This is a genomic window from Mesorhizobium sp. WSM4904, assembly GCF_029674545.1.
GTDB lineage: Bacteria > Pseudomonadota > Alphaproteobacteria > Rhizobiales > Rhizobiaceae > Mesorhizobium.
The window spans coordinates 4,128,428-4,155,229 of the sequence record NZ_CP121354.1; the positions used below are offsets into that span (position 1 = coordinate 4,128,428).

A 26,802-nucleotide genomic window follows, 5' to 3' on the forward strand; every position below is an offset into this window, starting at 1 on the left:
CCCGTGCGCAACCGGGGCAGGCAAAACGGGCGCCGGCCAGTCAAGGCCGGCGCCCGAGAACGCTTCGATGAACCACCGAAGAGAACGCCAATGCTGCGCTCGATCCTCAACAGGCTTCTCGGCATGATCGTCGTGATGGCGCTGGTCGTCACCATCGTGTTCGTCATCGTGCGCGTGACGCCGGGCGATCCGGCCGCGGTGATGCTCGGGCCGGAAGCGTCCGCGGCCGACATCGCCGCGCTGCGCTCCAGGCTCGGACTCGACGGCTCGATCCCGGAGCAGTTCGGGCGCTACGTCCTTGGCGTCGTCCAAGGCGATTTCGGCCAGTCGATCTTCCTCAACGAGCCGGTGACGACGGCGCTCGCCCAGCGCGCGGAGCCGACCTTCTTCCTCACCGTCTTCTCGCTGCTCATCGCAACGCTGATCGCCTTGCCGGTCGGCATCCTGGCCGCCTACAAGCGCGGCTCGATCTTCGACCAGGCGACCACCACCGTCGCCATGTTCGCGGCGAGCGTGCCGAGCTTCTGGCTGGGCCTGCTGTTCATCCAGTTCTTCGCCGTCAGGCTCGGCTGGTTCGACACCTCGGGCTATGGCGGGCCGGGCGCGTCCTTCGCCGTCAGGCTGAACCACCTGGTGCTGCCGGCGCTGGCGCTCGGTCTCGTCAGTTCGGCGCTGATCACCCGCTTCACCCGCGCCTCGATGCTCGACGTGCTCAACGACGATTATGTGCGCACGGCGCGCTCAAAAGGCATGAGCGAATGGCGCGTGGTGCTTAAGCACGCCTTCAAGAACGCACTGATCCCGATCATCACCGTCATCGGGCTTACCGCCGCGCTGCTCATCTCCGGCGCGGTGGTGACCGAAACGGTGTTCGGCCTGCCGGGCGTCGGCAGCCTTGTCGTGTCGGCGGTGCTCAGGCGCGACTATCCCGTCATCCAGGGCGCGCTGCTGGTCATTGCCGGCCTCTACGTGCTGGTCAATTTCGCCATCGACATGCTCTATCTCGTCGTCGACCCGAGGGTTCGCTACTGATGGCCTCGATCTCCGTCCCGCTTCATTCCGAACCCAATATCCTGTCGCGGCTGATCGGCCGGCCGACCTCGGCCATCGGCCTGATCGTGCTGGCGATCATCGTTGCTGCCGCCGTCTTGGCGCCCGTCATCGCGCCCTATGCGCCGTCGAAGCTCTCGATCGCCAGCCGGCTGCATGCGCCGAGCCTCGATCACCTGTTCGGCACCGACGATCTCGGCCGCGACGTGTTCACCCGCATGCTCTATGCCGCGCGCACCTCGCTCAGCGTCGGCTTCGCGGTGGTCATCCTCTCATCGATCATCGGCACGTTTTTGGGGCTGACCGCGGGCTATTTCAAACGGCTCGACACGCCGGTATCGCGGCTGATCGATGCCATGATGGCCTTCCCGGACATCCTGCTGGCGATTGCGCTGGTCGCGGCGCTCGGCGCGACCGCGACCAACGTCGTGGTGGCGCTCGGCATCGTCTATGCCCCGAGGATCGCCCGCGTCGTGCGGGCCTCGACACTGGTCATCCGCGAGCTTCCCTATGTGGAGGCGGCGCGGGCTCTGGGCGTGCCGACGCCGATCATCCTGATCCGCCATGTGCTGCGCAACGTCACCTCGCCGCTCCTGGTGCAGGGCACCTTCATCTTCGCCAATGCCATCCTGGCGGAGGCCGGCCTGTCTTTTCTCGGCGTCGGCATTTCGCCCGACATTCCGACCTGGGGCACGATGATCGCCACCGGCCGCCAATACATGGACCAGGCCGGTTGGGTGATGATGTTTCCCGGCGCCGCGATCGTCGTGACGGTGCTGTCGCTGCAGCTTCTCGGCGACGGGCTGCGCGACCTTCTCGATCCACGTCTCGCCAAGGATATCTGATGTTTGCCAATCGCTTCCCCAAGGCCGACCGGCCGCTGCTGATCAAGGGCGCCAAACCCGTGGGGTTCGGCGGCGGCTTCGAGCAGCCGATCGACGTGATGATCGACGAGCAAGGCCGCATCGCCGAAACCTCGTCGGCGATTGCCGCCGGCGATGACGTCAAGGTGGTCTACGCCAAGGGCGCTTTTCTGTCGCCGGGCTGGACCGACCTGCATGTCCATGTCTGGTATGGCGGCACCGACATTTCGCTGCGCCCCGAACAATGCGGCGCCGCGCGCGGCGTCACCACGATGGTCGACGCCGGCTCGGCCGGCGAGGCTAATTTCCACGGCTTTCGCGAGTTCATCATCGAGCCCGCGAAGGAGAACGTCTACGCCTTCCTGAACATCGGCTCAATCGGCCTTGTCGCCTGCAACCGCGTCAGCGAGCTGATCGACATGCGCTCGATCGATTTCGACCGGACGATCGCCACTGTCGAGGCCAATCGCGACGTCATCATCGGGCTGAAGGTCCGCGCCAGCCACGTCATTACCGGCGCCTGGGACCTGACGCCGGTGCGGCTGGCCAAGAAGCTCGGCCGCATCCTGAAGCTGCCGATCATGGTGCATGTCGGCGAACCGCCGCCGCTCTATGACGATGTGCTCGGCCTCCTGAGCGAGGGCGACATCGTCACCCACTGCTTCAACGGCAAGGCCGGCGGCTCGATCATCGAGGATGACGACCTCTACCGGCTTGCCGAACAGGCGGCGGCGCGCGGCATCGTGCTCGACGTCGGCCATGGCGGCGCCTCTTTCTCCTTCGACGTCGCCAGGGCCGCGCTCGAGCGGGGCCTGCCGCCGGCGACCATCTCGACCGATCTCCACAACCGTTCGCTCGACGGCTCGGTCTGGGACATGGCCACGACCATGTCGAAACTGCTGTCGCTTGGCATGAAGTTCGAGGACGTGGTGGCGGCGTCGACGACGGCTCCGAGGCGCGCCATCCGCCTGCCGATCGAAGGGCTGCTGGAGAAAGGCAAGCCGGCGGAATTCACGCTGTTCGACCTCGTCGACGCCGATCTCACGGTGCGCGACTCACAGGGCGCTTTGAGCACGCTGCGTCGGCTGTTCGAACCGCGCCACGCCATCCTAGGCGCAGAGGCTATTGACGCGCATCGTCATGTGCCGGCGCAAGGCGAGGGTGGTTCCCACGTCTGTCCGCATTGCGGGTGGAAATCATGACCGAGCCTTTAGCCAGCGACGTCATCCTTTCGGTTCGCGATCTCAAGACCTGGTTCGTGACGCGCCGGGTGACGGCGAAGGCGGTCGATGGCGTGACCTTCGATCTGAAGCGCGGCAGGACGCTCGCGGTGGTCGGCGAATCCGGCTCCGGCAAATCCGTCACCAGCCTTTCCATCATGGGACTTTTGTCGCGGCCGGGCCGCATCGCCGGCGGCAGCATCCTGTTTCGCGACCGGCAGGAGCACGTTCACGATCTCGCCGGCTTCAGCCAGCAGCGGTTCCGCAAGCTGCGCGGCAGCGAGATCGCGATGATCTTCCAGGAGCCGATGACCAGCCTGAATCCGCTGTTCACGGTCGGCGACCAGATCGGCGAGATGATCGCGCTGCACGAGCCGGTCGACCGCAGCGAGGCGCGCAAGCGTGCGCTCGCCATGCTGAAACACGTTGAAATTCCCGATGCGGAGTCGCGGCTGGACGATTATCCGCACCAGATGTCCGGCGGCATGCGTCAGCGGGTGATGATCGCCATGGCGCTGTCGTGCAACCCGTCGCTCTTGATCGCCGACGAGCCGACCACGGCGCTCGACGTCACCATCCAGGCGCAGATCCTCGACCTGTTGCGCCGGCTGCAGGCCGAGATGGGCATGTCGATCCTGTTCATCACCCACAATCTTGGCGTCGTGGCCGAAATCGCCCATGACGTCGTCGTCATGTATGGCGGCCGCGTCGTCGAGCAGGCGCCGGTCAACGATCTCTTCGAGCATCAGCGTCATCCCTACACCAGGGGCCTGCTCGCCTGCACCCCGAACGCCGCGCGCGACATCGATGCCGCGGGGCAGCGCCGCGCCCTGCATTCGATCCCGGGCAGCGTGCCGCCGATCACCAACCTGCCGCCCGGTTGCGCCTTCGAGCCGCGCTGCGACTTCGCCATCGCGCCTTGTCGGGCAGCCCCGCCGCCGTTGGTACCTGCCGGCCCACAAGGCGCATCCCGCTGTATCCGGAGCGCCGAGCTATGAGCGCCCCCGCACCTTCGATCGAGGCGAAACCGCTGCTCAGCGTGCAAGGCCTGACCAAGCATTTTCCAGCCAGAGGCGGCCGCATCGTTCACGCGGTCGAGGATGTCAGTTTCGACATAAAGCGCGGCTCGACCGTCGGCCTCGTCGGCGAGTCCGGATCCGGCAAAACCACCGCCGGCCGCGCGCTTTTGCGATTGGTCGAGCCGACCGGCGGCAAGGCGTTGTTCGACGGCGTCGATCTGTTTTCGCTGTCGCAGCGCGAGATGCGCGGCTACCGGCAGAAGCTGCAGATCGTCTTCCAGGATCCGTTTTCCAGCCTCAATCCGCGCATGCGAATCGGCGGCATCATCGGCGAGGCGCTCGACGCGGCCGACTACCCGCGCGGCAGGCGGCGCGCCGAACGTGTGGGCGAATTGCTGGCGCTGGTCGGCCTGTCGCCGGAGCATGCGGGCCGCTATCCGCACGAGTTCTCCGGCGGCCAGCGCCAGCGTATCGGCATTGCGCGCGCGCTTGCCGTCGAGCCGCAATTCATCGTCGCCGACGAGCCGGTCTCGGCGCTCGATGTTTCGGTGCAGGCACAGGTTCTCAACCTGTTCGGAGATCTGCAAAAGAAGCTTGGGCTCACGCTTCTGTTCATCGCGCACGACCTGTCGGTGGTCGAATATCTCTGCGACGAGGTGGTGGTCATGTATCTCGGCCGCGTGATGGAGCGTGGGCCGAGCCGGCTCGTCTATGCCGCGCCGCGCCACCCCTACACCAAGGCGCTGCTGGCAACGGCGCCGGTGCCCGACCCGTCGCGGCGTCGCACGCATATGCCTTTGCACGGCGATATCCCGAGCCCGATCGCGCCGCCGTCCGGCTGCGTCTTTCGCACCCGCTGTCCCGAAGCGATCGCCGCCTGCGCGCAAGCCGTTCCGCCGGTCGAACATGTCGGCGGCGGACACCACGTGGCTTGCATCCGCCACAATGAAAGACTGCCTGATCGGAATCGGGTTGACCGCCGCCAGGGTGCTGCCCTTTAGATCATCGCGATCAACATTCGAGACCACATGACCGCCAACGTGAGAGACCAAGACCTGAGCCGCACCGAAGTCGCCGTCGAACCGCGCCGTTCACGCACCAGCGGCATCGACCGCGTGCTGCAGATCCTGGACTGCCTGCAACGGCGGGGACGCCCGGCGACCGCCTATGAGATCGCGCGCGATATCGGCGCGCCGCTGTCGACCGTCTACGTCATCGTCGACGACATGGTCGAGAAGGAGCTTCTCGATCGCAAGGATGGCGGCCTTTTATGGCTCGGGCCGAGGCTTTATCAGTATGGGCTGACTTATGCCCGCACGCTCGACCTGCTCAATGTGGCGACGCAGGAAATGCACGAGCTCGCCCAGAGTTCGAAGGAAACCATCCAGATATGCGGTCGCGACGGCGACTATATGGTCGTCTTCGCCATGGAGGAGGGCAAGGACCATTTCCAGGTGACGTCGCGTGTGGGTACGCGCACACCACTCAACTGGACAGCGTCGGGCCGGTTGCTCGTCGGCCACCTGCCGGAGGCGGAGCGTCTCGCCATTTTTGCCCGCTCGGCGACCGCTTCACCGACAGGACGCGCTGAAACGGACAAGCATGTACTCGCTCGCGCCTCGGCAGCCGCGCTGGCCGACGGGCTTGCGATCCAGGCCGGCGAATCGGATTTTTCGGTCGCCTGCATCGCGGCTCCGATCCGCGACAATCTCGGAGCTTGCCGGGCGACGATTTCAATCGTCGTGCCGGATGTGAAGCTCCGGCAAAAGGATCCCGATTTGACGTCGCTGGTCCGGCAAAGCGCCAGGCGTATCGAGGAGCGGCTGGGCTGGCGCCACGGAACCCCGTAACCGCATGGACCCGACACCCGGCCGGCAGGCTTTTCATTCCAGCTGGCTTGCACTATCTCTTGCGCTTGCGCGGGGGCGCGTCTTGTCAAGCCTAAAAGCATCCGTTACGCCCCGCTCATGACAGTTACCGTTCGTTTCGCCCCATCGCCGACCGGCCGCATCCATATCGGCAATGCGCGCACCGCGTTGTTCAACTGGCTGTTCGCCGTGAACAACAAGGGCCGCTACATCCAACGCTTCGACGACACCGACATCGGCCGTTCCAAGCAGGAATTCGCCGATTCCATCCTCTACGACCTGCATTGGCTGGGCATTTTCCCGGACGTCACCGAATATCAGTCGCGGCGCGTCGAGATCTACGACGCGGCGGTTGAGCGGCTGAAGGCGGCGCGGGTGCTCTATGCCTGCTACGAAACACCCGAGGAACTCGACCTGCGCCGCAAGGTCCGCCGCACGCGCGGCCTGCCGCCGGTCTATGGCCGCGAAGCGCTGACGCTGACGCCGGAGCAGATCGCCGAATACGAGTCGGACGGGCGGCGGCCGCACTGGCGCTTTCTTTTGCCGAACTTCACCGGCGATCCGCTGCAGCCGGAGCGCACCGAGGTGCATTGGAACGACCTGGTGCGCGGCGAGGAAACCGTCGATCTCGCCTCGCTGTCCGACCCCGTCCTGGTGCGCGAGGACGGCACTTATCTCTATACGCTGCCTTCCGTGGTCGACGACATCGAGATGGGCGTCACCCATGTGATCCGCGGCGATGATCACGTCACCAACACCGGTGTCCAGATCGCTTTGTTCCAGGCGCTGGGAGCGGAACCTCCGATTTTCGGCCACCACAATCTGTTGACCACGGTGTCGGGCGAAGGGCTGTCGAAGCGCACCGGCGCGCTGTCGATCGAGAGCCTGCGCGAGGACGGCATCGAGCCGATGGCGGTCGCCTCGCTCGCCGTGCTCGTCGGCACGTCGGAGAACGTCACGGCCGCGCACGACCTCAACGAGCTCGCCGCGCATTTCGACCCCGCAGCGACGTCCAAGTCCGCCGCCAAGTTCGATCCCGACGAGCTCTTCGTGCTCAACCGGACGCTCATGCATCACATGCCGTTCGAGGAGGTGCGAGACCGGCTGATCGTGCTCGGCATTTCCGGCGACAAGGCGGAGTCCTTCTGGCTGGCGGTGCGTGGCAACATCGACCGTCTGTCCGACGCGGTCGCCTGGTGGCGAATCCTCGCCGACGGCCCGCAAGAGCCGGCGGAGTTTTCCGGCGAGGACCGCGACTTCCTTCACCAGGCGTTCGACCTTCTGCCGGAAGAGCCGTGGAACGGCACCGTCTGGAAGGACTGGACCGGCAAGATCAAGGAAGCGACAGGCCGCAAGGGCAAGCCGCTTTTCATGCCGCTGCGGCTCGCCCTTACTGGGCGGACTTCCGGGCCGGAGCTTGCAGATCTATTGCCGCTGATGGGTCGGGAAGGAACGCTGGCCCGACGACCCTGACCTTGCGCTGATCCGGCGGCAATGCCGACACCGGCGACACCGGCACCTTGGTGACCAGCCGCTTGATCGCCGCGCGGTCGAACCCGCCTTCGGCATCGGCGAGCGTTTCCGGGTCGGCGCCAGGATCGGGCTTGGAAGCCGGCGCCATCGGGATGAGACGCGTCGCTTCACCGTCAGGTTGCGGCCGTTCCGGATTGGGCGGATTGCCGGCGATGATCGAGAAATTGCCGGCTTGCGCGTTACAGCCGCAGGCCGGCGGCCGTGGGAAACTGGCGTTCTTGTAAAGAAAGGCGGTCGGCAGCTCGCTGTAGGGACGGCCGGTCGCCGACGAGATCATCGCGCCGGCGTCATCATCCATGCCGCGCGTGTAGAAGACCTGCATCTCGGTGCCCGGGCAGCTCGATTCGCAATTCTTCTGGTCGCGCTCGAAATCCGCAACAGAGGCGGCGTTCGACATCGGGAAGAAATAGCCGTCGCAAGTGCGCACGCACACGGTATGAAATTCGCCGTCGAGGCGCGGCAGATCCATGCCGTCCGGCTGGCCGATCACGCGGCGAATGTTGCGCACGCTCGGATCGTCGGATGGCACCTCCGGTGCATCGGGCACGTCGAGAGGCTCTGTTTCCTGACCGCGACCGAAAAGCTGTTCGAAGAGATTGCCGGCGCCATTGTCGCGGTTGGCCTGCTGAATGGGCGCACGGCGTGGAGCGATCTCGTCGTCGCGGCAGCCATTGGCGTCGAGCGCCGCGAGGATGCGGCTGCGGTCACGCCGCGTGCCGCCGCTGGCCAGCCGCTCGCGCTTCGCCTGCAAGGTGTCGAGATTGGCGTTCATGCGCTGGATCGAGGCGTTTATCGCCGCGCATTGGCCGACATTGCGCGAAAACAGCGTGAAGCCGCAATTGGCATCGCTTGCGCGGCTACGCGCTTTCGAAAGCTGTTCGCGCTGGCGCGCGATCGCGTCGTCATACTTGCGGATCAGCCCCGGGCCGCCGCCTCCGCCGCGCGTGGCGGCGAGTTCGGCTTCGAGCTGGCGGCACGCAGGGGAAGCCGCCTGCGGCTCGGTGACGGCCACAGCTGACGCCGCCAAGGCTGCAAGCAGCGCCGCGAGGTGCGTCAGCTTCAACCCCTTCATCCGCCTGGAATCCCGATTGCCCGTGGCCGGAAGGCTACCGCGTTCGTGGTTAACTGTTTCCTAGTATGGCCATACCGATGCCAGCAAGAGCATGACGATTCCAACAAACGCAACGTTCCAAACGAGCGAGCGAAGCAAGGGAACGCCGAATGCATAGAGCGGGAGATAGATCAGCCTGGCCGAAAAATAGAGTCCGGCGCCCCACTTGCTGAGCGCGGTCTCGCGGCCAGCGGCGTAGACGAGAAAAACCGCCGCCACGAACACCGGAAATGTCTCGACGAAGTTTCGCAGGGCCCTTTCCAGGCGCCCCGCCATTCCCGTGAGCGGCGGGACTTCGGCGTCTCGGGCGCTCGCCGTCCAGCGGTAACCCCGCTGCAAGCTCGCCGAATGCGAGGCGAGAACTATGTGGATGAAACAGAGCACGCAACTTGCGGCGAGCATGGCTAGTTCGAAGCTCATTCAATCCTCGCACCTGCCCATTCGTCTTTTACGCTTGAATATCGGAACGCGACAGTGTGGCCGCGATGGCCGCCACCAACTTTCAATGAAGCACCATCGGCGTTTTCGGCCAGAGCGGTCCTCAACCCAGATTGGCGATCGCCTGCGCCTTGTGCGCAGCCTCGACCACCGCCAGTGCCGTCATGTTGACGACGCCGCGCGACGTCACCGACGGCGTCAGGATATGCGCGGGCTTGTCGGTGCCGAGCAGGATCGGTCCGACATGCAGCGCATCCATCATGGCGCCCAGCGCCGTCAGCGTGATGTTCGCTGAATCGAGGTTCGGGAATACCAGCAGGTTGGCTTCGCCCTTCAGTCGCGAATGCGGATAGACGCGCTGGCGCAGATGTTCCGACAGCGCGGTATCGGCATGCATCTCGCCGTCGCATTGCAGGTCGGGCGCAATGCGCGCCAGGATCGCCGCGGCTTGCCGCATCTTGAATGCGCTCGGCGCGTCGCGCGAACCGAAATCCGAGAACGAGAGCAGGGCGGCCTTGGGTTCCAGGCCGAAACGGCTGATCTCCTCGGCTGCCAGGACGGTCATCTCGGCGATCTCCTCGGCCGTCGGGTCGATGGAGACATAGGTGTCGGTGAGGAAAATGATGCCGCGCTGCGAAATCAGCATGGAGAGCGTCGACAGGTCGCGGTCCTTGACGCCGGCGCGAGGCCCGATGATCAGCGTGACATTGCGCAGGTGCCGCTCGAAGCGGCCTTCCAGCCCGCAGATCATCGCATCCGCATCGCCACGCTTCAGCGCGAGCGCCGCGATCACCGTATTGTTGGTGCGCACCATGGTGCGGGCGGCTTCCGTCGTGATCCCGCGGCGGCCGGCGAGCTCGATCAGGAGATCGACATAGTGGCGGTAGCGCGGGTCGTCTTCCGGGTTGATTAGACCGAAATCGACACCCGGCCGGATACGCAGGCCGTAACGCTTCAGCCGGACCTCGACGACATGCGGGCGGCCGATCAGGATCGGCTCCGCGATGCCTTCCTCCAGCACCACCTGTGCCGCGCGCAGCACGCGCTCGTCCTCGCCATCGGCGTAGATCACACGCTTGGCGCTCGAGGTCTTGGCCGACGAGAACACCGGCTTCATCACCAGGCCGGAACGGAAGACGAAGCGGTTGAGCTTGTCGATATAGGCCGAGAAGTCGGCGATCGGCCGCGTCGCCACGCCGGTCTCGCAAGCGGCTTTCGCCACCGCCGGCGCGATGCGCAGGATGAGACGCGGGTCGAAGGGCGAGGGGATCAGGAAATCCGGGCCGAACACCGGCGTCTCGCCGGAATAGGCACGCGCCGCGACGTCCGAAGGCTCTTCACGAGCAAGAGCCGCGATCGCCCGCACGGCGGCCATCTTCATCTCCTCGTTGATGGCGCTGGCGCCGCAGTCCAGCGCGCCGCGGAAGATGTAAGGAAAGCAGAGCACGTTGTTGACTTGATTGGGAAAATCGGAACGCCCGGTGCAGATCATGGCGTCCGGGCGGGCGGCGCGCGCCACTTCCGGCATGATCTCCGGGGTCGGATTGGCGAGTGCCAGGATCAGCGGCTTCGGCGCCATGTGCTGCAGGAGTTCGGGCTTGAGCACGCCGGCGGCGGAGAGGCCGAGAAAGACATCGGCGCCGGGGATGACATCGGCCAGCGTACGCGCCTCCGTATCCTTCACATAAGGGTCTTTCCAGCGATCCATCTCCTCGGCGCGCCCCTTGTAGGCGACGCCGAAACGGTCGGTGACCCAGATGTTTTCCACCTTGGCGCCCAGCGAGACCAAGAGGTTGAGGCAGGCGAGCGCCGCGGCGCCTGCGCCGGAAGTGACGATCTTGATGTCGGAGATCGTCTTGCCGGCGAATTCCAGCCCGTTGAGCACCGCCGCGGCGACGATGATCGCCGTGCCATGCTGGTCGTCATGGAAAACCGGAATGCCCATGCGCGCCTTCAGCCGCTCCTCGACCTCGAAGCATTCGGGCGCCTTGATGTCCTCGAGGTTGATGCCGCCGAAAGTGGGCTCGAGCGTCGCGACCGTCTCGACCATGCGCTCGATTTCCGGCGCGTCGATCTCGATGTCGAAGACGTCGATGCCGGCGAACTTCTTGAACAGGACGGCCTTGCCTTCCATCACCGGCTTGGAGGCGAGCGGGCCGATATTGCCGAGGCCGAGCACCGCCGAGCCGTTGGAGACGACGCCGACGAGGTTGGCGCGCGCCGTGTAGTCGGCGGCGGTCGCCGGATCGTCGCGGATTTCGAGGCAAGGGGCGGCCACGCCCGGCGAATAGGCGAGCGCGAGATCCCGCTGGTTGCCGAGCGGCTTGGTGGCCTGGATTTCGAGCTTTCCCGGGGTGGGGTGCTTGTGGAAGAAGAGCGCAGCCTCGTCGAGGTCCGACCGGGCCGTTTTCTTGCTCTCGCCGTCCATCGCGGCCCCTCCCTGCTTGCTTGCTTTCGAGCCTTGTAGCATGCGGCGACGATTCTTCGCGACGCCAAATCTCGATACTGGCGTTCACATTGCCGAAGCCAAAATAATCAAGCTATTTCAGCTTCTTGAAGTATTACTCTCCAGTTTTTCGATAGCCGGAGACCGGCCCGGTCAGAAGGCGCTGACGTAGAGGCCGCCATCCACCGGAATGTTCTGGCCGGTGAGGTAGCCGGCGTGGACCGAGCAGAGGAAGGCGCAGATCTGGCCGAACTCCTCCGGGGTGCCGAGGCGCTTCGCCGGCACGTCGGCGCTGATCCGGGCCTTGCGCGCGGCGGCCGCCGCCGGATCTTCCGGCGTGCCGGCCTCATGCGGGCCGCGCAGCCGGTCGGTGTCGAGCTTGCCGGGCAACAGGCTGTTGATGGTGACGTTGCGGTCGATCACCGTGCGCGCCACGCCGGCGAGGAACGAGGTCAGGCCGGCGCGGGCGCCCGACGACAGGTCCAGCCCGGGGATCGGCACATAGACCGACAGCGAGGTGATGTTGACGATGCGGCCGAAGCCGCGCTTGGCCATGCCGTCGATCACCGCCTGGACCAGCTCGATCGGCGTCACCATGTTCTGCGTCACGCCTTCGAGGATTTTTGCGCGGTCGAGCTCGCGGAAATCACGAAGAGGGGGGCCACCGTTGTTGTTGACCAGGATGTCGGGGTCGGGGCAGGCGGCAAGCAACGCCTTCTGCACCTCCGGTTTCGAGACGTCGCCTGCGATTTCGATCACCTTGACGCCGAAGCTGTCGCGGATGTCTTGCGCGGTCTTCGCCAAAAGCTCGGCGTTGCGGCCGTTGACGACGAGGTCGACGCCAGCTTCGGCGAGCGCAATCGCGCAGCCACGCCCCAGTCCCTTGCTCGAGGCGCAGACGATGGCCTTCTTGCCGCGAATGCCGAGATCCATGGTGATTTCTCCTTTTTTAAGGGCGGCAAGCTAGCGCCTGGGCTGGACCAACCGCAACCGTCACACGGTTGTTGCATGAATCGAGGCATAGGCACGCGAAAGCAAAGGGTGAAATCGCGATGTCCGGTCCAGAGCCCCGCACTTTCCGCACTATGTTCATTTCCGACGTCCATCTCGGCTCGAAGGCGGCCAAGGCCGATTTCCTGATCGACTTCCTGCGCTATCACGATGCCGATACGATCTATCTGGTCGGCGATATCGTCGACGGCTGGCGGCTACGGCGCAGCTGGCATTGGCCGCAAAGCCACAATGACGTCGTGCAGAAATTGCTGCGCAAGGCGCGCAAGGGCGCCTCGATCACCTATATCGCCGGCAACCATGACGAGTTCGCCCGCCAGTTCCAGGGCGTGCATTTCGGCGGCATCGTCGTTGCCGACCGCGCCATCCACGAGACCGCCGACGGCAGGCGTTTGCTGGTCATCCATGGCGACCAGTTCGACACCGTCGTCCACAATCAGCGCTGGCTCGCCTATCTCGGCGACCATGCCTATGATGCGGCGATGCTCATCAACCGCGTCGTGACGAAGCTGCGCCATCTGCTCGGCCTGCCTTACTGGTCGTTCTCGTCCTGGGCCAAGGTCAAGGTCAAGAAGGCGGTGAACTTCATCGGTTCGTTCCAGACGGTGCTCTCCGATGAAGCGCGGCGCTCGCATGTCGACGGTGTCATCTGCGGCCACATCCATCACGCGGCGATCGAAAACTATGGCGATGTGCAGTACATCAACACCGGCGACTGGGTGGAGAGCTGCACGGCGGTGGTCGAACATTTCGACGGCCGCATGGAAATACTGACCTGGGCGCATGTGCTGCCCGAGGTTCCGGCCGGCAAGGACACGCTGGTGCCCGTCGATATCGTCAGTCTCAAGGGCAGGGCGGTCAAGGCCGCCTGAGCGTCTTCCGCAGTCTCGGCCCTGAGTTTCCTTGCCTTTCAACAGCTTTAGCCTGATCGATTGGTCCAGGCAGTTCCGCCGCGCTTTGCCGCATGATAGGGATCGAAACGCGTTGCAGGTCGTGGAATGCAGCGTAATTGGATCGATTCATGCCGCTGCCGCCGCTTTCGCCTGAGCAACTCGTCAAGCCGAGCCATTTCGAACTGCGCATGAGCCTGATCTTCGCGACCTTGTTCGTGTCGCAGGGCACCCATCTGCCGTATTTCCCGCTCTGGCTGCAGGCGAAAGGTTTTCATGCCGAGCAGATAGCCGTCATCCTGGCCGCGCCGATGTTCCTGCGCGTCGTGACGACGCCGATGCTGACCGCACTGGCCGATCGGGCGAAGGATCGCGCCAACGTCTATATCGCTCTGGTTGCGGCGTCGATGATCATTTCGGCCGGCTATTTCCTGCCCGCCACCTATGCGATCGTGCTCGCCGTATCGCTTGTTTTGACGATCGTGTGGACGCCGCATTCGCCAATGGCCGATTCGCTGGCGCTGTCGGGCGTGCGCCGCTTCGGCTCGAACTACACCGCCATGCGCAAATGGGGTTCGATCTCCTACCTTTGCGCCAATGTGGTGGGCGGCTTCATCCTGGCGGCGACCGGCCCTCAAGCCGTTCCGGCGATCATCTTCGTGGCCCTTGCGGCTGCCCTTGTCGCGGGGCTCTGGGCGCCGCGCATGGGCAAGCCGCGCAAGGCCTCGCCGCTGTCGGCGATCGACATCCAGCATTCGGCGCCGAGCCTCTTCAATGCCTATTTCCTCTATTTTACCCTCGGCGTCGGCATCATCACCGCCAGCCATGCCTTCCTCTACGGTTTCGTGTCCATCTACTGGAAGTCGATCGGCATCAGCGATTCCGTCGTCGGCCTGCTCTGGGCTTGGGGCGTGGTCTCCGAGGTCTGCATGTTCGTGCTCTTCAACCGCATTTTCGCCTCTGCCTCGGTCGTCAGGGCGATGGTGATCGCCGGCATCGGCTCGATCGTGCGCTGGATCGCCTTTCCGCTGGTCTGGCCGCTCGGTTTGGGCGTCGCCGGCTTCTTCGGCGTGCAGACGCTGCATTCGGTGTCGGTGGCGATGGTGCTGATCGGCCTGCAGAAGATGATCGGCGAAACGGTTTCTGAAGAGCGCACGGGCGCTGCGCAAGGCATCGCCTATTTCTTCAACGGCTTCTTCATGGCCACGGTGACGCTTGCCTCGGGACCGCTCTACGACCGTCTCGGCGTTGACGGCTTCCTGGCGATGATTCCGATTGCGATCGTCGGTCTGGTGCTGATCGGCCTTGCCGCGCGCTCAGCCCCACAGCGCCCGGTCAGGGGGTGACACCAGCGATCCCTGGTAGGCGAGACCCGGCTCGCGGTCGCGCGCAAGCAGCAGCGGGCCGTCGAGATCGACGAAATCGGCTCCCTGAGCCAAAAGCACCGCGGGCGCCATGGCGAGTGACGTGCCGACCATGCAGCCTACCATGATGCCGAAACCCAGTTCGCGCGCGCGGTCGCGAAGAATCAGCGCTTCGGTCAGGCCGCCCGACTTGTCGAGCTTGATGTTGACGGCGTCATAGAGACCCGCCAGCGATTCGAGGTTCCTCGCCTCGTGCACGCTCTCGTCGGCGCAGATCGGCACGGGATGCGCGATTTCGCGCAAGATGCCGTCGCGGCCGGCGGGCAGCGGTTGCTCGACCAGCGCAATGCCTTGCCCGGCGGCAAAGGCAAGATTGGCCTCGATGTTGTCGTCGGTCCAACCCTCGTTGGCGTCGAGGATGATGCGGCTTTGCGGGGCGGCTTCCGTCACCGCGCGAATCCTTGCCATATCGTTGTCGCCGCCGATCTTGACCTTGAGCAACGGCCGCGAGGCGTTGGCGCGCGCCTGAGCGGCCATCGCCTCCGGCTCGGCAAGCGACAGCGTGTAGGCGGTTTCGAGCGCCTTCGCCGAAGCAACGCCGATCGCGTCCGCCACCGGCTTGCCGCTCAGCTTGGCCTCGAGATCCCACAGGGCGCAGTCGACGGCGTTGCGGGCCGCGCCGGCCGGCATGGCCGCGAGCAGGGCGGTGCGGCCGATGCCGCCGATAATCTGGCCGCGCATCGCTTCGATCGCGGCGTGCACGCCCTCCATCGTCTCGCCGTAGCGCTTGTAGGGCACGCATTCGCCGCGCCCGACGTGTCCGTTGTCGCCGATCGTCACCGTGATGACCTCGGCCTCGGTTTTCGATCCGCGCGAGATGGTGAAGGTGCCCGCGATCGGAAACCGCTCGGCCTCGACCGAAATGACACGCGCCATATTTTTCTTCTCCGGCTGGGCGACACCGGTCTGCCGGCAAATCGACACGCCAGTCCCGTCACGCTAAACAGGACGCCATGTTGACCATCCGCAAACGCGACGCAAGCCGCACGCCTGCCGGTGAGGCCAATCACCAGCCGCGTATCGCCGTCGGCGAGGAGGGCGGCGTGCTCGGCTGCGCCTTTTCCGGCGTCTGGACGACGCGGACCGTCGCATCGGTGGATGCCGAGATGCGCAAGATCGAGAAACGCAACGGCGCCAAGACGCTGACGCTCGATCTTTCCCAGATCGAGAAGATGGACACCGCCGGCGCTTGGCTGATCGACCGGCTGGCCAGCGCCTTCGAGAAGAAGGGCGTGGACGTCCAAGTGCGGGGCCAGAGCGAGATCGCCTCGATCCTGCTCGGCGCGGTCGGCGACGCGGTGCGGCGCGAACCCGAATCGGGGCCGGCCGGGCCACCCAACATCATCCTGCGCGCGCTGGAGTTGGTCGGACGCCGCGTCTACGAGATGCGCGACGACTTCCTCGCCTCGATGAATATCCTTGGCGCCACCATCCGTGGCGCGCAGATGAAGCTTGGCCGCGGCCATGCCGTCAATCCGGCCGCGATCTTCAACCAGATCGACCGCATGGGCGTCGGCGCCATCCCCGTGGTGGTGCTGATGTCGGCCATCGTCGGCGCCATCGTCGCCCAGCAAGGCGCCTATCAGCTCAGCTATTTCGGCGCCGACATCTTCGTCGTCGACCTCGTCGGTGTGCTGATCCTGCGCGAGCTCGGCGTGCTGATGACGGCGATCATGCTGGCCGGCCGCTCGGGCAGCGCCATCACCGCCGAGATCGGCTCGATGAAGATGCGCGAGGAGGTCGACGCGCTGAAGGTGATCGGGCTCAACCCGATCGGCGTGCTCGTGTTTCCACGGCTCGTCGCCCTGGTGATCGCGCTGCCATGTTTGACGATCATCGCCAATTTCGCGGCGCTTGGTGGCGGCATCGTCGCGGCCTGGCTCTATTCCGACATTCCGCCGGCCGCGTTCATCGACCGGCTGCGTGTCGCCATCGACCTCAGCACTATTTTCGCCGGACTGATCAAGGCGCCGTTCATGGCCATGATCATCGGCACCATCGCTTCCGTGGAGGGCATGAAGGTCGGCGGCAGCGCCGAATCGCTCGGCCTCCATGTGACCGCCTCGGTGGTGAAGTCGATCTTCGTCGTCATCATCCTCGACGGGCTCTTCGCCATGTTCTACGCAGCGATCGAGTTCTGAGATGGCAATCGCGAACGGCAATGGAGCCCAGACGACGCGGAACGCGGATGAAAGCGAGATCGTGCTTTCGGTCCGGGACGTCACCGTCGCCATCGAAGACAAGCTGATCCTCGACAAGCTTTCGCTCGACATCAAGCGTGGCGAGATCCTGGGCTTCGTCGGCGCCTCGGGCGCCGGCAAGTCCGTCCTGCTGCGCACCATCCTCGGGCTGATGCCGAAGCAATCGGGAAGCATCAGGCTGTTCGGCGTCGACGTCGACAAGGCAAGTGAGGCCGAGCGCCTGCGCATCGACATGCGGCTCGGCGTCCTGTTCCAGCACGGCGCGCTGTTTTCCGCGCTGACGGTGCAGGAAAACGTGCAGGTGCCGATGCGCGAATATCTCGACCTGCCGAAGAAATTGATGGACGAGCTCGCGATGCTGAAAGTGGAGCTGGTCGGGCTGCCGCCGGACGCGGCGCAGAAATTCCCCTCCGAGCTGTCGGGCGGCATGATCAAACGTGCGGCGTTGGCACGCGCGCTGGCGCTCGATCCGGACATCGTCTTTCTCGACGAGCCGACCTCGGGCCTCGATCCGATCAGCGCGGCCGAGTTCGACGAATTGGTCGTCAAGCTGCGCGATACGATGGATTTGACGGTCTATATGGTCACGCACGACCTCGACACGCTGTTCACCGCCTGCGACCACGTGGCGGTGCTCGGCAAGAAGAGGGTGCTGGTCGAGGGCACGATCGACGACATGCTGAAGAGCGAAGAGCCGTGGGTAAAGTCCTATTTCCGCGGAAAACGCGCCCGGCAACTTGATCTTGCGGCGCGCGCTTAGCCATAAGTGAGGCAATGGAAACCAGAGCCAACTACGTCATTGTCGGCATCTTCACGCTGGCTGCGATCCTTGCGGCCTTCGCCTTCGTCTATTGGACCGCCGCAATCGGCGAACGGGGCGAGACGACGATGCTGCGCGTGCGCATCCCCGGCTCGGCTTCGGGCCTTGGCCGCGGCAGCTTCGTCTTGTTCAACGGCGTCAAGGTGGGCGATGTCAAACGGGTCTATATCGACGTCGACAACCCCACCGTCGCCATCGCCGACACCGAGATCGACCGCATGACGCCGATCACCAAGTCGACGCAGGCTGACATTGGGTTGGCGGGCCTCACCGGTCAGGCGAATATCGAGCTCAGGGGTGCGGATCCCAAGGAAGCCAAGCTGCTCGACGAGGCGGAGAAGGAGGGCAGGATCCCCGAGATCGTCGCCAATCCTTCGGCCGTGACCAACTTGCTGCAGACGGCGCAGAACATCTTCACTCGCGCCGACAAAGTGCTTTCCGAACTCGAAGGCTTCACCAAGGACGTTCGCGGTCCGCTGACGCAGACCGTCAAGAACGTCGAGACCTTCTCCGACGCGCTGGCCAAGAATTCGGACGGTATCGACAAGTTCCTGTCCGCCGTGAGCTCGCTTTCGGAGCAATTGCAGAATGTGTCGGGCCGACTCGACAGCACGCTGAAGGCGGCTGAGGGCCTGCTCAACTCGGTCGACAAGGACCGGATCAAGAGCATCGTCGCCAATGTCGATACGGTCACGGCGAACCTGAAGGAAACTTCGAAGCAGTTCGACACGACCATCGACAACGTCAACACCGCGGTCGGCTCGATCAACGACTTCGCCAAGCAGACGCAAGGCACGCTCGCCAAGGTGAATGGCGTGCTCGACGGCATCGATCCGAACGACGTCCGCACGGCGCTCGCCAATATCCAGAAAGCCAGCGACAGCGCCAACAAGGCGGCCGCCGACATCGCCAAGGTCACCGACAAGATCGCCAACCGCTCCGACGACATCAACGATACCATCAAGAATGCCCGCCAGCTCGCGCAGCGCCTCAACGATGCCTCGGTGCGCGTCGACGGCATCCTCGCCAAGGTCGATCAGCTTCTCGGATCCGGCGAGGCCAACGGCGTGATGGCCGATGCCAGGTCGACGCTGAAATCCTTCAAGCAGGTTGCCGACACGCTGAACTCCCGCCTCGGCACCATCGTAGACAATCTGTCGCGTTTCTCAGGCTCGGGGCTGCAGAATGTGGAAGCGCTGGTGCAGGACAGCCGCCGGTCCATCAATCGCATTGAGGAGGCGGTGACCGATCTCAGCCGCAATCCGCAGCGCATCCTGACAGGTGGCGAAGGAGAGGTTCGTCAGTTTGATGGCAGGGCGCGGCGTTGACTTCGGCTGCCGCGAACGCCAAGAACATGGATTGCAGCTGTAAGTTGATCGTCAGATCCGGGGACATAAACGGGGATCGTGCGTGAAATCGGGTAGAGGGTGGTTGAAGCCGGTTGCCGCCGCGGCGCTCGTGTTTGGGCTAGCCGGCTGCGCGGCGTTGGGAGGCAAGCCGGCGCCGCTCGACACGTTCGAGCTTTCGGCGCCTTCGGTCGACATGCACGGCCATAGCCGCCGTCAGATCCTGATCGCCCAACCCTCGGCGCTGAAGGCGCTGGACAGCCAGAACATCGTCATCAGGCCGTCCGACCAGTCGATCCAGTTCCTCAAGGGCGCGCAGTGGGCGGACCGCCTGCCGCTGATCGTGCAGGCAAGGCTCGCCGAAACCTTCCAGCGCTCCGGCAGCTTTGCCGGCGTCGGCAAGCCGGGCGAGGGGCTGGCGATCGACTATCAGATCATCGTCGAGGTCCGCTCCTTCGAAGTCCGCGTCAATGGCGGCGAACATGCCGACGTCGACCTCTTCGTGCGCATCCTCAACGACCGCAACGGCGAGGTGCGCGCCTCGAAGAGCTTCACCGCGGGCGCGCCGGTCTCCGGCAGCGGCAACGCTGCCTATGTCGACGCGCTGGACAACGCCTTCGGCCAGGCGGCAAAGGACATCGTGCGCTGGACGGACCAGACGATCTAGACAATGATGAGCGAATCCCAAGTCATTCTCCGCAAATGGAGCGGCCGCATCAGGACGGCCGATGAGGAGGCGTATGCCGCCTACATCGTGAAGACAGGGTTGAAAGACTACTCAGAGACGCCCGGCAACCTCGGCTGCCAGATGCTGATGCGCACGCTGGGCGACGGCGTCAGCGAAATCACCACGCTGAGCTGGTGGCGCCACATGGATGCCATTCGCGCCTTCGCCGGGCCGCAGCCGGAGCGTGCAGTCTACTACCCGGAAGACGATCGCTTCCTGCTCGACCGTCTGGAATTTGTCGAGCACCACCGGGTGATCGCGAGCGACGTCCGTCTCGGCGAGGCATAGAGCATGATCCCGAAAAGAAGGTCAGCGACGGCAAAAGAGTTGCAGACCTTTCGGATTAAGACCATGCGACAGAACAAAGAGTCGGAGCGGGATGAATGACTCCTCTCAAATTCATCCTGCTGTAAGCGCCGGCCGAGCCGACAATCGACATCGTGGACATGAAAAAGGCGGGTCGAAACCCGCCTTTTTAGTTTCCGATTCTGCCTGCCGGCTTCAGTGCAGGCGGCCGCTGGCGTGGGCCAGCATGGTGTAGACCTTGCCGGTGTCCGACGTCAGGTAGGTCTGCGCCATGATGTTGTCGCGGTCGTTGCGCGACACGTCCTTGAGCAGTTTTTCGAAATCGTCGCAGTAGCGGTCGACGGCGGCGCGGAACTCGGCTTCGGCCTGGTACTTGCGACGGATCTCGTCGAAGGTCTGCTGGCCCTTGAGAGTGTAGAGGCGGCGCGTGAACACGTCGCGCTCGCCGCGACGATAGCGGTTCCACAACTCGATCGAGGCGTCATGGTCGATAGCCCGCGCGATGTCGACGGACAGCGAGTTGAGCGATTCCATGACATGCAGCGGCGAGCGCTGGGCAGGCGCGGCGCGCGGCGCTTCCGCCGGGGCGGCCGGCTTCAGGTCCTCCTCGCGCGACGCGTTGGTCAGGAGATCGCGCACCCAGCCGCCCTGCGGCGTGCGGCCGTTCGGATCGCGGCGCGGCGTCTCGGCGGGGCGCGCGAGGTCCAGCGTGCCGCGCAGCGTCGTCTCGGCGAGCGGCGCCTGTGTGGCTTGGCGCTCAGCTTGAGGCTGCGGCGCCGGCGGACGGCGCAGCGGCGGCTCGGCGGGGCGGGCAGGAGCCTGCGGTGCGGGGCGCAAGCCACGCGGCTCGCCGGTCTCGCTGCTGCCGCTGCGGCCGGATTTCGCAACGATATCCGACAGTTCCTTGAGCGCGTTGATCTGCTCGGAGACGGCGCGGCGGATGGCAGACGTCGATTCCTTGGCCTCTTCCGGCATCTCGATGACGCCCTTCTTGAGCTCTGCGCGGGTAAGGTCCAGCTCGCTCTTGATCGAGCTGGCGGTGCGCCGCATCTCCTCGGTCGCGTCGGCGAAGCGCCGCGTGGCGGAATCGACGACCTCGGCGATGGCCGTGCGGATCTTCTCCGCCGATTCCATCGTGCGGCCCTCGGCGGTTTGCATCGTCTGGCCGACGAGGTTCTCGAAGGAGCGCATGACCTTCTCGAGGTCTTCCGACTTCTTGACCAGGCCGACGGCGAGGTCCTCGAGCGAAGATTGCCGCTCCAGCGTGTGCTCCAGATTGCTCTGCGCGGAACTGAGCAGATTGGAGGCGCTCGACAGCAGACGGCTATGCTCGTCGAACTTGGTCGCGATCGATGCGACCTCGCGCAAGGTCGCCGACGACAGGTCGGTCAGCCGCGTCGTGTTGGAGTCGACGAGACGCGCCGAGCTGGCAAAGGTCTGGGCTGCCTTTTCCGTGGTCGAGGCGAAGCTTTGTGTGCTGCCGTTCAGCCGTTCCTCGATCTGGCCGAGGTTGACGGCAGCCTGGTCGATCAGCTGGCTGAGTTGAGCGCTGGAGGTGCCCATGCGGCCGATGAGGTCGGCAACGCTGTCGGCCAGCGTCGAGCGCGCGCCCTCGACGGCCGAAAGCGTTTCGGCCGTGCGGCTGGCAAGCGCGTTGACGAGGACGGCGTTTTCGCTGCGCAGCTTCTCGGTCGCCCGTTCTGTGACCTCTTCCACGCTCTTCTGCAGCTCGGACCCGCCCTGGGCGAAGCGCTCGACCAGGGGACGCGCCGTCTCGTCGAGGATCCTCGACATCTCCGCGGAGCGCGCCGCAAGCATGGTGTTGAGCTCGCGGGTGTTGGCGCCGATGGTCTTTGCCGCCTCGTTGGTGCTCTGGCCGATGTGCTGGCCGACCGCAGTGAAGGTTTCGGCGATGACGTTGGCGCGCGAGATCAGCTGGGCTTCGGCGCTGGACACCTGCTCGCTGAGCTTCTGGCCCATCGTTTCGGCGCTGTAGGAGAGGCGGTTCTCGACGCTCGCCACCTGCTCCTCGACGCGGGCGGCGGCGGCGGCGGCGCTCGACGCCAGCCTTTCGTCCGCTCCGGCAAGCGCCTGCTCGATCTCGCGGGCGTGGACGGCGAGCTCCTGGCCGGTCTGGCGGGCACGATCGGCGACGCGCTGCTCGGTGGCCGCGAATGCGCCGACAATGGTGTCGGCATGTTCGCCGATGGTCGAGGTGCTGCTGGCGATGCGCGACACCAGGCGGCTGTCGGCGTCGTCGAAGATACGGGCGATTTCGGACGCCCGCGACGACAGCGCTTCCGACCCCTCGGCGATGCGCGAGATCAGATGCTGATCGGCGGCATCGAAGATGCGGCCGAGATCCGAGGCGCGTGCGGCCAGCGCTTCGGCCGATTCGGAGATGCGCATGCCCATCCGCTCGTCCGCGCCCTCGAAGTTGCGCAGGATATCGCCGGCGCGTGCGGCCAGCGACTGCGCCGTTTCGACCGCACGGGCGACCAGCTTCTGGTCGGCGGCATCGAAGGTGCCGGCGATCTCGCTGGCGCGTGCGGCCAGCTTGTCGGCGGTTTCCTCGGCGCGGGCCATGAGCGAATTGGATGCATCGTCGGCGCGGGCCATCAGCATGCTGGAGGTGTCCTGCGCGCGCTCATGCAGGCGGCGATCCGCAGCCTCGAAAGCGTTGGCAATGTCCTCGGCCCTGGCAAGCAGGGCGGCCGAAGTCTGCTCGGCGCGCTCGGCGATCTTGCGATCGGCGTCGCTGAAGGCGGCGCCGGCCTGTTCGTGCAGGGCGCTGGTGACTTCCATCACCTTGTCGCGCAGCGCGCCGGCAACGAAGACGGCGGTCTTTTCAAGCACGCCGCGGACATTGTCGACGCCGGTCGACAGCGCACGTTCCATGGTGGCCGAGCGTTCCTCGATAATGCCGGTCTGTCGGCTGAAGGCCTGCTCGATCTTCTCGACATCGGCGGCGATCGCCGCTGAGATGTCGCCGCTTTTGGCCGCGATCTGGTCGATGTGCCCGGACACCGAGCGGTCGACGTCCTTGCGCGCCTCGGCGAGCTTGGCGAGATCGTCCTCCAGGGCGCGGGCCAGCATGTCACGGCCCTCCGACAGCTTGCCGACATGGCCGGCAATGACGCCTTCGATCTCGGAGCGGCTTTCGGCCAGCTTCTGCAGGTCGGCTTCGAGCGCACGCTTGAGGATATCACGACCCTCTGCGAGCTTCTCCACCTGGCCGGAAACCAGGCCGTCGATACCGGCGCGGCTTTCTGCGAGCTTGGCAAGGTCGGCCTCGAGGGCGCGCGTGAGGATGTCGCGGCCTTCGGCGAGCTTCTCGACCTGGCCGGCAACGAGGCCGTCGATCGAGGCGCGGCTTTCGGCGAGCTTGGCGAGGTCCGCTTCCAGAGCGCGCTTGAGGATGTCGCGACCCTCGGCGAGCTTCTCGACCTGACCGGCGACCAGCCCGTCGATGCTGGAGCGGCTTTCGGCCAGCTTGGCGAGATCGTCCTCCAGGGCCTTGGACAGCGCAGCGCGGTCCTGCGACAGCCTGTCGGCGTGGGTCTGCATGAGGCCGCTGGCATTGACCATGTCGGAATCGAGAGCGCGCGACAGCTCGGCACGATGGTCGCTGATCTTCTGCGAATGATCGACGATGGCGCCTTGGATGGTATTGAGGTCGGCTTCCAGGGCCCGCTTGAGGATATCGCGGCCTTCGGCGAGCTTCTCGACCTGGCCGGCGACAAGGCCGTCGATGCTGGAGCGGCTTTCGGCCAGCTTGGCGAGATCGTCCTCGAGAGCCTTCGACAATGCCGAGCGATCCTGGACGAGCCTGTTTTGATGGTCGGCGATCGCACCGCTGACCGTATGCAGATCGGTTTCCAAAGCCCTGGACAGCTGGGCGCGTTCCTCCTGCACCCGCTCGGAATGTCCCGCGATGGCACCCCTGATGGTGTTTATGTCTGCTTCCAGCGCGCGCTTGAGGATATCGCGGCCTTCGGCGAGCTTCTCGACCTGACCGGCGACCAGCCCGTCGATCGAGGCGCGGCTTTCGGCGAGCTTGGCCAGGTCGGATTCCAGCGTCTGCGACAGCAGGCTGCGGTCCTCGACGAGCTTGCCGGCATGACTGTTGATCAGGTCCCGGATTCCGCTCAAGTCGCCTTCCAGGGCTCGGCTGAGTTCGCCCCTGTCTTCCGCGAGCTTGGCCGAATGTGTTTCGATCAGGGTCCTTATACCGGCGATGTCGGTCTCCAGCGCCTTGGCGAGCACCGCGCGGCCTTCGGCTATCTTCTCGACCTGACCGGCGACCAGGCCGTCGATCGAGGTGCGGCTGTCTGACAGCTTACCGAGATCGGCTTCCAGCGCGCGCGCCAGAATGTTGCGGCCCTCAGCCAGCTTGCCGACATGGCCGGCGACCATTTCGTCAATCATCGTACGGGCTTGGACGAGTCTGCCGGAGTCTTCGTTTAGGGCCTGAGACAGTCGGTTGCGGCCCTCTTCGAGCTGTTCGAGGTGGCTGCCCAGCGAGGCATCGATGGCTGCGTGCGCCTCGTTGACCTTGCGCAGGTCATCTTCCAGCGCGCGCGAGATCAGGCTGCGGCCCTCGGCCAGTTTCTGGACCTGACTGGCCACGGCGTCATCGATGCCGGCGCGACTCTCGGCGAATTTCGCGAGGTCCTCCTGCATGGCGGCCGCCATACGGCTGCTGCTTTCGGAGAGCTTCCGGCTGTGGTCTTCGATGGCTTCGTCGATGCCGGCGCGGGCATCGGCTAGCCGCTGGATGTCGGCGTCGAAGGAGCGCGACACGACGTGGCGGGCAGCTTCCATGCGTCCGGCGAAATCAGTGGCGCGGGCTTCGAGCATGGACGAGGTCGACGAGATGATGTCGGCCATGTCCGCACCGATCTGGGTCTTGCCCTGATCGATCATCGACGACAGTTGGTCCTTGCTCTCGGCGAAAGTATTGGCGATGTCGCGGGCGCGTTCGACCAGCGTCTCATTGATCTGACGGGCGCGCGCCTCAAGCGCCGCGTTGAGCTTCTGCGTGCCGGTGTCGAGCGCCTCGGCGCGGGTCTGGAACTCGCTGATCAGCGCCTGGCCGCGCTCGGCCAGCGTCCGCTCGATGCCGCTGAGGCTCGCTTCGAATTCGGAGCTCAGCGTGCGCGCGGCCCCGCCGAGCAGCGAGACCATGCCGGTGGTGCGGTCGTCGAGCAGGTCGGTGAGCGAGCGGGTGAGGCCGTCGGTCGTGTCGGTCAGCTTGGCGATGCGGGTGTCGAGCAAGCTGGCGAAGGCCTCGCCGGAGGTCGACAGGCGGTCGGTGATCGTATCGAGCCGGGTCTCTACCGAATCGAAGATCGACATCGAGCTTTCGTTGATGCGATCGATCAGCGTGTCGCCCGAATTGTTGATCGTCATCGACAGCTTGGTCGAGGCGTTGAGGATCGAGTCGCGGATGATGTCGCTGGCGGCGCCGATCTCGTCGCGCAGCGTCTCGTGCGCGCCGTGAATCGAGGCGCGCACGCGCTCTGCATGGCTCACGACCGCCTCGCGTTCGCTGCCGAGCCCGTCGACCAGCGAGCGGATGCGCGCTTCGTTCTCGGAATAGGAGCGCTCGATCTGGCTGACTTCGCTGTGGACGAGCGTTTCGAGCTCGACGGCGCGCGCCAACGTGCGCTCGATGCCTTCGCCCATGGCCGCCACCTCGCGGCGAACGGCCTGGCCGATCATCATGACGCGGTCCTGGGCAAGGTTTTCCGGCTCGGCGAGGCGGAAGGCAACTTCGGTCATCGATTGCGCCGCAATGCGCATTTCCTGGGCGCGCCGGATCATGGCGGCGAAGGCCCAGAACAGAATGACCGGGATAATCGCCGCGACCGCCAGGCCGATCAGCTCGGGGCGGGCGAAGAATTGGTCGAAGCTGCGGATCTTCCAGATGTCCGAACCGAACAGAAGATTGGCGAGGCCGCCGGCGCCGGCGATCCAGGCAAGCGAGATGAACGCTATGACCCAGTAGACGGTGCTCGACGCACGCCGGTTGAGGCCATGCAAAAGCGTCCGGTAATCCTTCTGGCGATCGTCGTTGGCTGGCGTGAAACCGGCGGGAGCCGGTGTGAAGCCGGCCGGCTGCGAACCGCGCGATTCGATTGGGCGCAGCTCCGCCGGCTTTGGCTGAGGCGCCGCCTTCGGCGCCGGAGCCTCATTTGCCGGCTCGATCCTCTGGCTGCGGCCTTCGCGCGCCAGCTCGTCCGCGGCCGCCGAAATCTGGGCCTCGAGATCTTCCATCGACGCCGCCATGTCGAGCCCGCCTTCGTCGCCGTTGAGGTCAAGGTCAAGCGCCTTTTCCAGTTCCGCGGCCACGTCGCTCTCGAGGGATTTGGTCGTCGTCGGTTTCTTAGCCATGCCTTCGCTACCCTGTACTAGCTGCCGCGGGACTTATGATTCTGGCCTGATTTTGGCTTGTCTGGTCCCAGACAGGAGGCTGAAAATGGACGTTCGTATCGTAATGACACACGGGGGTAAAGAAAACATGCAT

At 65.1% G+C, this 26,802-nt stretch carries 20 protein-coding genes; 14 read left to right on the forward strand and 6 right to left on the reverse strand.

The window, feature by feature from the left end:
* Positions 1-90: 90 nt before the first annotated feature.
* From QAZ47_RS19750 to gltX, 7 genes are all read left to right on the forward strand, one after another.
* Positions 91-1,032, forward strand: a complete 942-nt coding sequence (locus QAZ47_RS19750) for an ABC transporter permease (protein ID WP_278230476.1) — start codon at positions 91-93, stop codon at positions 1,030-1,032.
* A complete protein-coding gene (locus tag QAZ47_RS19755) occupies positions 1,032-1,895 on the forward strand; it encodes an ABC transporter permease (RefSeq protein ID WP_278230477.1) in 864 nt (287 codons plus the stop codon). The genes QAZ47_RS19750 and QAZ47_RS19755 overlap by 1 nt, the downstream gene beginning before the upstream one ends.
* Entirely contained in the window at positions 1,895-3,115 is a 1,221-nt protein-coding gene (locus tag QAZ47_RS19760) for an amidohydrolase/deacetylase family metallohydrolase (RefSeq protein ID WP_278230478.1), read from the forward strand. The genes QAZ47_RS19755 and QAZ47_RS19760 overlap by 1 nt, the downstream gene beginning before the upstream one ends.
* Positions 3,112-4,131 carry an ABC transporter ATP-binding protein gene (locus QAZ47_RS19765; protein WP_278230479.1) on the forward strand — a complete coding sequence of 340 codons (1,020 nt, stop codon included), beginning with the start codon at positions 3,112-3,114 and terminating at the stop codon, positions 4,129-4,131. The genes QAZ47_RS19760 and QAZ47_RS19765 overlap by 4 nt, the downstream gene beginning before the upstream one ends.
* The gene (locus QAZ47_RS19770) at positions 4,128-5,153 is read left to right on the forward strand and encodes an ABC transporter ATP-binding protein (RefSeq protein WP_278202388.1); all 1,026 of its coding nucleotides are present in this window, start codon (positions 4,128-4,130) and stop codon (positions 5,151-5,153) included. The genes QAZ47_RS19765 and QAZ47_RS19770 overlap by 4 nt, the downstream gene beginning before the upstream one ends.
* A gap of 27 nt (positions 5,154-5,180) precedes the next feature.
* Positions 5,181-6,002, forward strand: a complete 822-nt coding sequence (locus QAZ47_RS19775; RefSeq protein ID WP_278202389.1) for an IclR family transcriptional regulator — start codon at positions 5,181-5,183, stop codon at positions 6,000-6,002.
* Positions 6,003-6,119: 117 nt separating this feature from the next.
* Positions 6,120-7,493 (forward strand): glutamate--tRNA ligase, encoded by a 1,374-nt coding sequence (gltX, locus tag QAZ47_RS19780; protein WP_278202390.1) that lies wholly within the window; start codon positions 6,120-6,122, stop codon positions 7,491-7,493.
* On the opposite strand, the gene QAZ47_RS19785 is transcribed toward gltX, so the two are convergent.
* From QAZ47_RS19785 to QAZ47_RS19800, 4 genes are all read right to left on the reverse strand, one after another.
* Positions 7,411-8,625, reverse strand: a complete 1,215-nt coding sequence (locus QAZ47_RS19785) for a DUF2865 domain-containing protein (RefSeq protein ID WP_278202391.1) — start codon at positions 8,623-8,625, stop codon at positions 7,411-7,413. The two genes, gltX and QAZ47_RS19785, sit on opposite strands and share 83 nt — an antisense overlap.
* 60 nt (positions 8,626-8,685) lie before the next feature.
* On the reverse strand, positions 8,686-9,084 hold the full coding sequence (locus tag QAZ47_RS19790) for an MAPEG family protein (protein WP_278202392.1): 399 nt from the start codon (positions 9,082-9,084) through the stop codon (positions 8,686-8,688).
* 121 nt (positions 9,085-9,205) lie between these two features.
* Positions 9,206-11,530, reverse strand: coding sequence for an NADP-dependent malic enzyme (locus tag QAZ47_RS19795; RefSeq protein WP_278230480.1), 2,325 nt, complete (start codon positions 11,528-11,530; stop codon positions 9,206-9,208).
* Between the two features lie 171 nt (positions 11,531-11,701).
* Entirely contained in the window at positions 11,702-12,481 is a 780-nt protein-coding gene (locus tag QAZ47_RS19800; RefSeq protein WP_278202395.1) for an SDR family oxidoreductase, read from the reverse strand.
* 119 nt (positions 12,482-12,600) lie between these two features.
* On the opposite strand from QAZ47_RS19800, the gene QAZ47_RS19805 reads away from it, so the two are divergent.
* Positions 12,601-13,431 (forward strand): UDP-2,3-diacylglucosamine diphosphatase, encoded by an 831-nt coding sequence (locus QAZ47_RS19805; RefSeq protein WP_278202396.1) that lies wholly within the window; start codon positions 12,601-12,603, stop codon positions 13,429-13,431.
* 149 nt (positions 13,432-13,580) lie between these two features.
* A complete protein-coding gene (locus QAZ47_RS19810) occupies positions 13,581-14,795 on the forward strand; it encodes an MFS transporter (RefSeq protein WP_278202398.1) in 1,215 nt (404 codons plus the stop codon).
* On the opposite strand, the gene dgcA is transcribed toward QAZ47_RS19810, so the two are convergent.
* On the reverse strand, positions 14,766-15,749 hold the full coding sequence (gene dgcA, locus QAZ47_RS19815; protein ID WP_278202399.1) for an N-acetyl-D-Glu racemase DgcA: 984 nt from the start codon (positions 15,747-15,749) through the stop codon (positions 14,766-14,768). The two genes, QAZ47_RS19810 and dgcA, sit on opposite strands and share 30 nt — an antisense overlap.
* 77 nt (positions 15,750-15,826) lie before the next feature.
* Between dgcA and QAZ47_RS19820 the strand changes: the two genes are divergently transcribed.
* The 5 genes from QAZ47_RS19820 to QAZ47_RS19840 all read left to right on the forward strand — a co-directional run bounded on the left by QAZ47_RS19820 (position 15,827) and on the right by QAZ47_RS19840 (position 20,255).
* Positions 15,827-17,014 carry an ABC transporter permease gene (locus tag QAZ47_RS19820; RefSeq protein WP_278202401.1) on the forward strand — a complete coding sequence of 396 codons (1,188 nt, stop codon included), beginning with the start codon at positions 15,827-15,829 and terminating at the stop codon, positions 17,012-17,014.
* Between the two features lies 1 nt (position 17,015).
* Entirely contained in the window at positions 17,016-17,834 is an 819-nt protein-coding gene (locus QAZ47_RS19825; RefSeq protein WP_278230481.1) for an ABC transporter ATP-binding protein, read from the forward strand.
* Positions 17,835-17,848: 14 nt separating this feature from the next.
* Positions 17,849-19,222, forward strand: a complete 1,374-nt coding sequence (locus tag QAZ47_RS19830; protein ID WP_278202404.1) for an MlaD family protein — start codon at positions 17,849-17,851, stop codon at positions 19,220-19,222.
* An 82-nt stretch (positions 19,223-19,304) separates the two neighbouring features.
* On the forward strand, positions 19,305-19,907 hold the full coding sequence (locus QAZ47_RS19835) for an ABC-type transport auxiliary lipoprotein family protein (protein WP_278202405.1): 603 nt from the start codon (positions 19,305-19,307) through the stop codon (positions 19,905-19,907).
* Positions 19,908-19,913: 6 nt separating this feature from the next.
* Positions 19,914-20,255: a hypothetical protein gene (locus QAZ47_RS19840; protein ID WP_278230482.1), complete on the forward strand. Its 342-nt coding sequence runs from the start codon at positions 19,914-19,916 to the stop codon at positions 20,253-20,255.
* A 213-nt stretch (positions 20,256-20,468) separates the two neighbouring features.
* Here QAZ47_RS19840 and QAZ47_RS19845 read toward each other — a convergent pair whose 3' ends face one another.
* Complete coding sequence (locus QAZ47_RS19845; RefSeq protein ID WP_278230483.1) at positions 20,469-26,669, reverse strand: kinesin; 6,201 nt, start codon at positions 26,667-26,669, stop codon at positions 20,469-20,471.
* Positions 26,670-26,802: the final 133 nt, after the last annotated feature.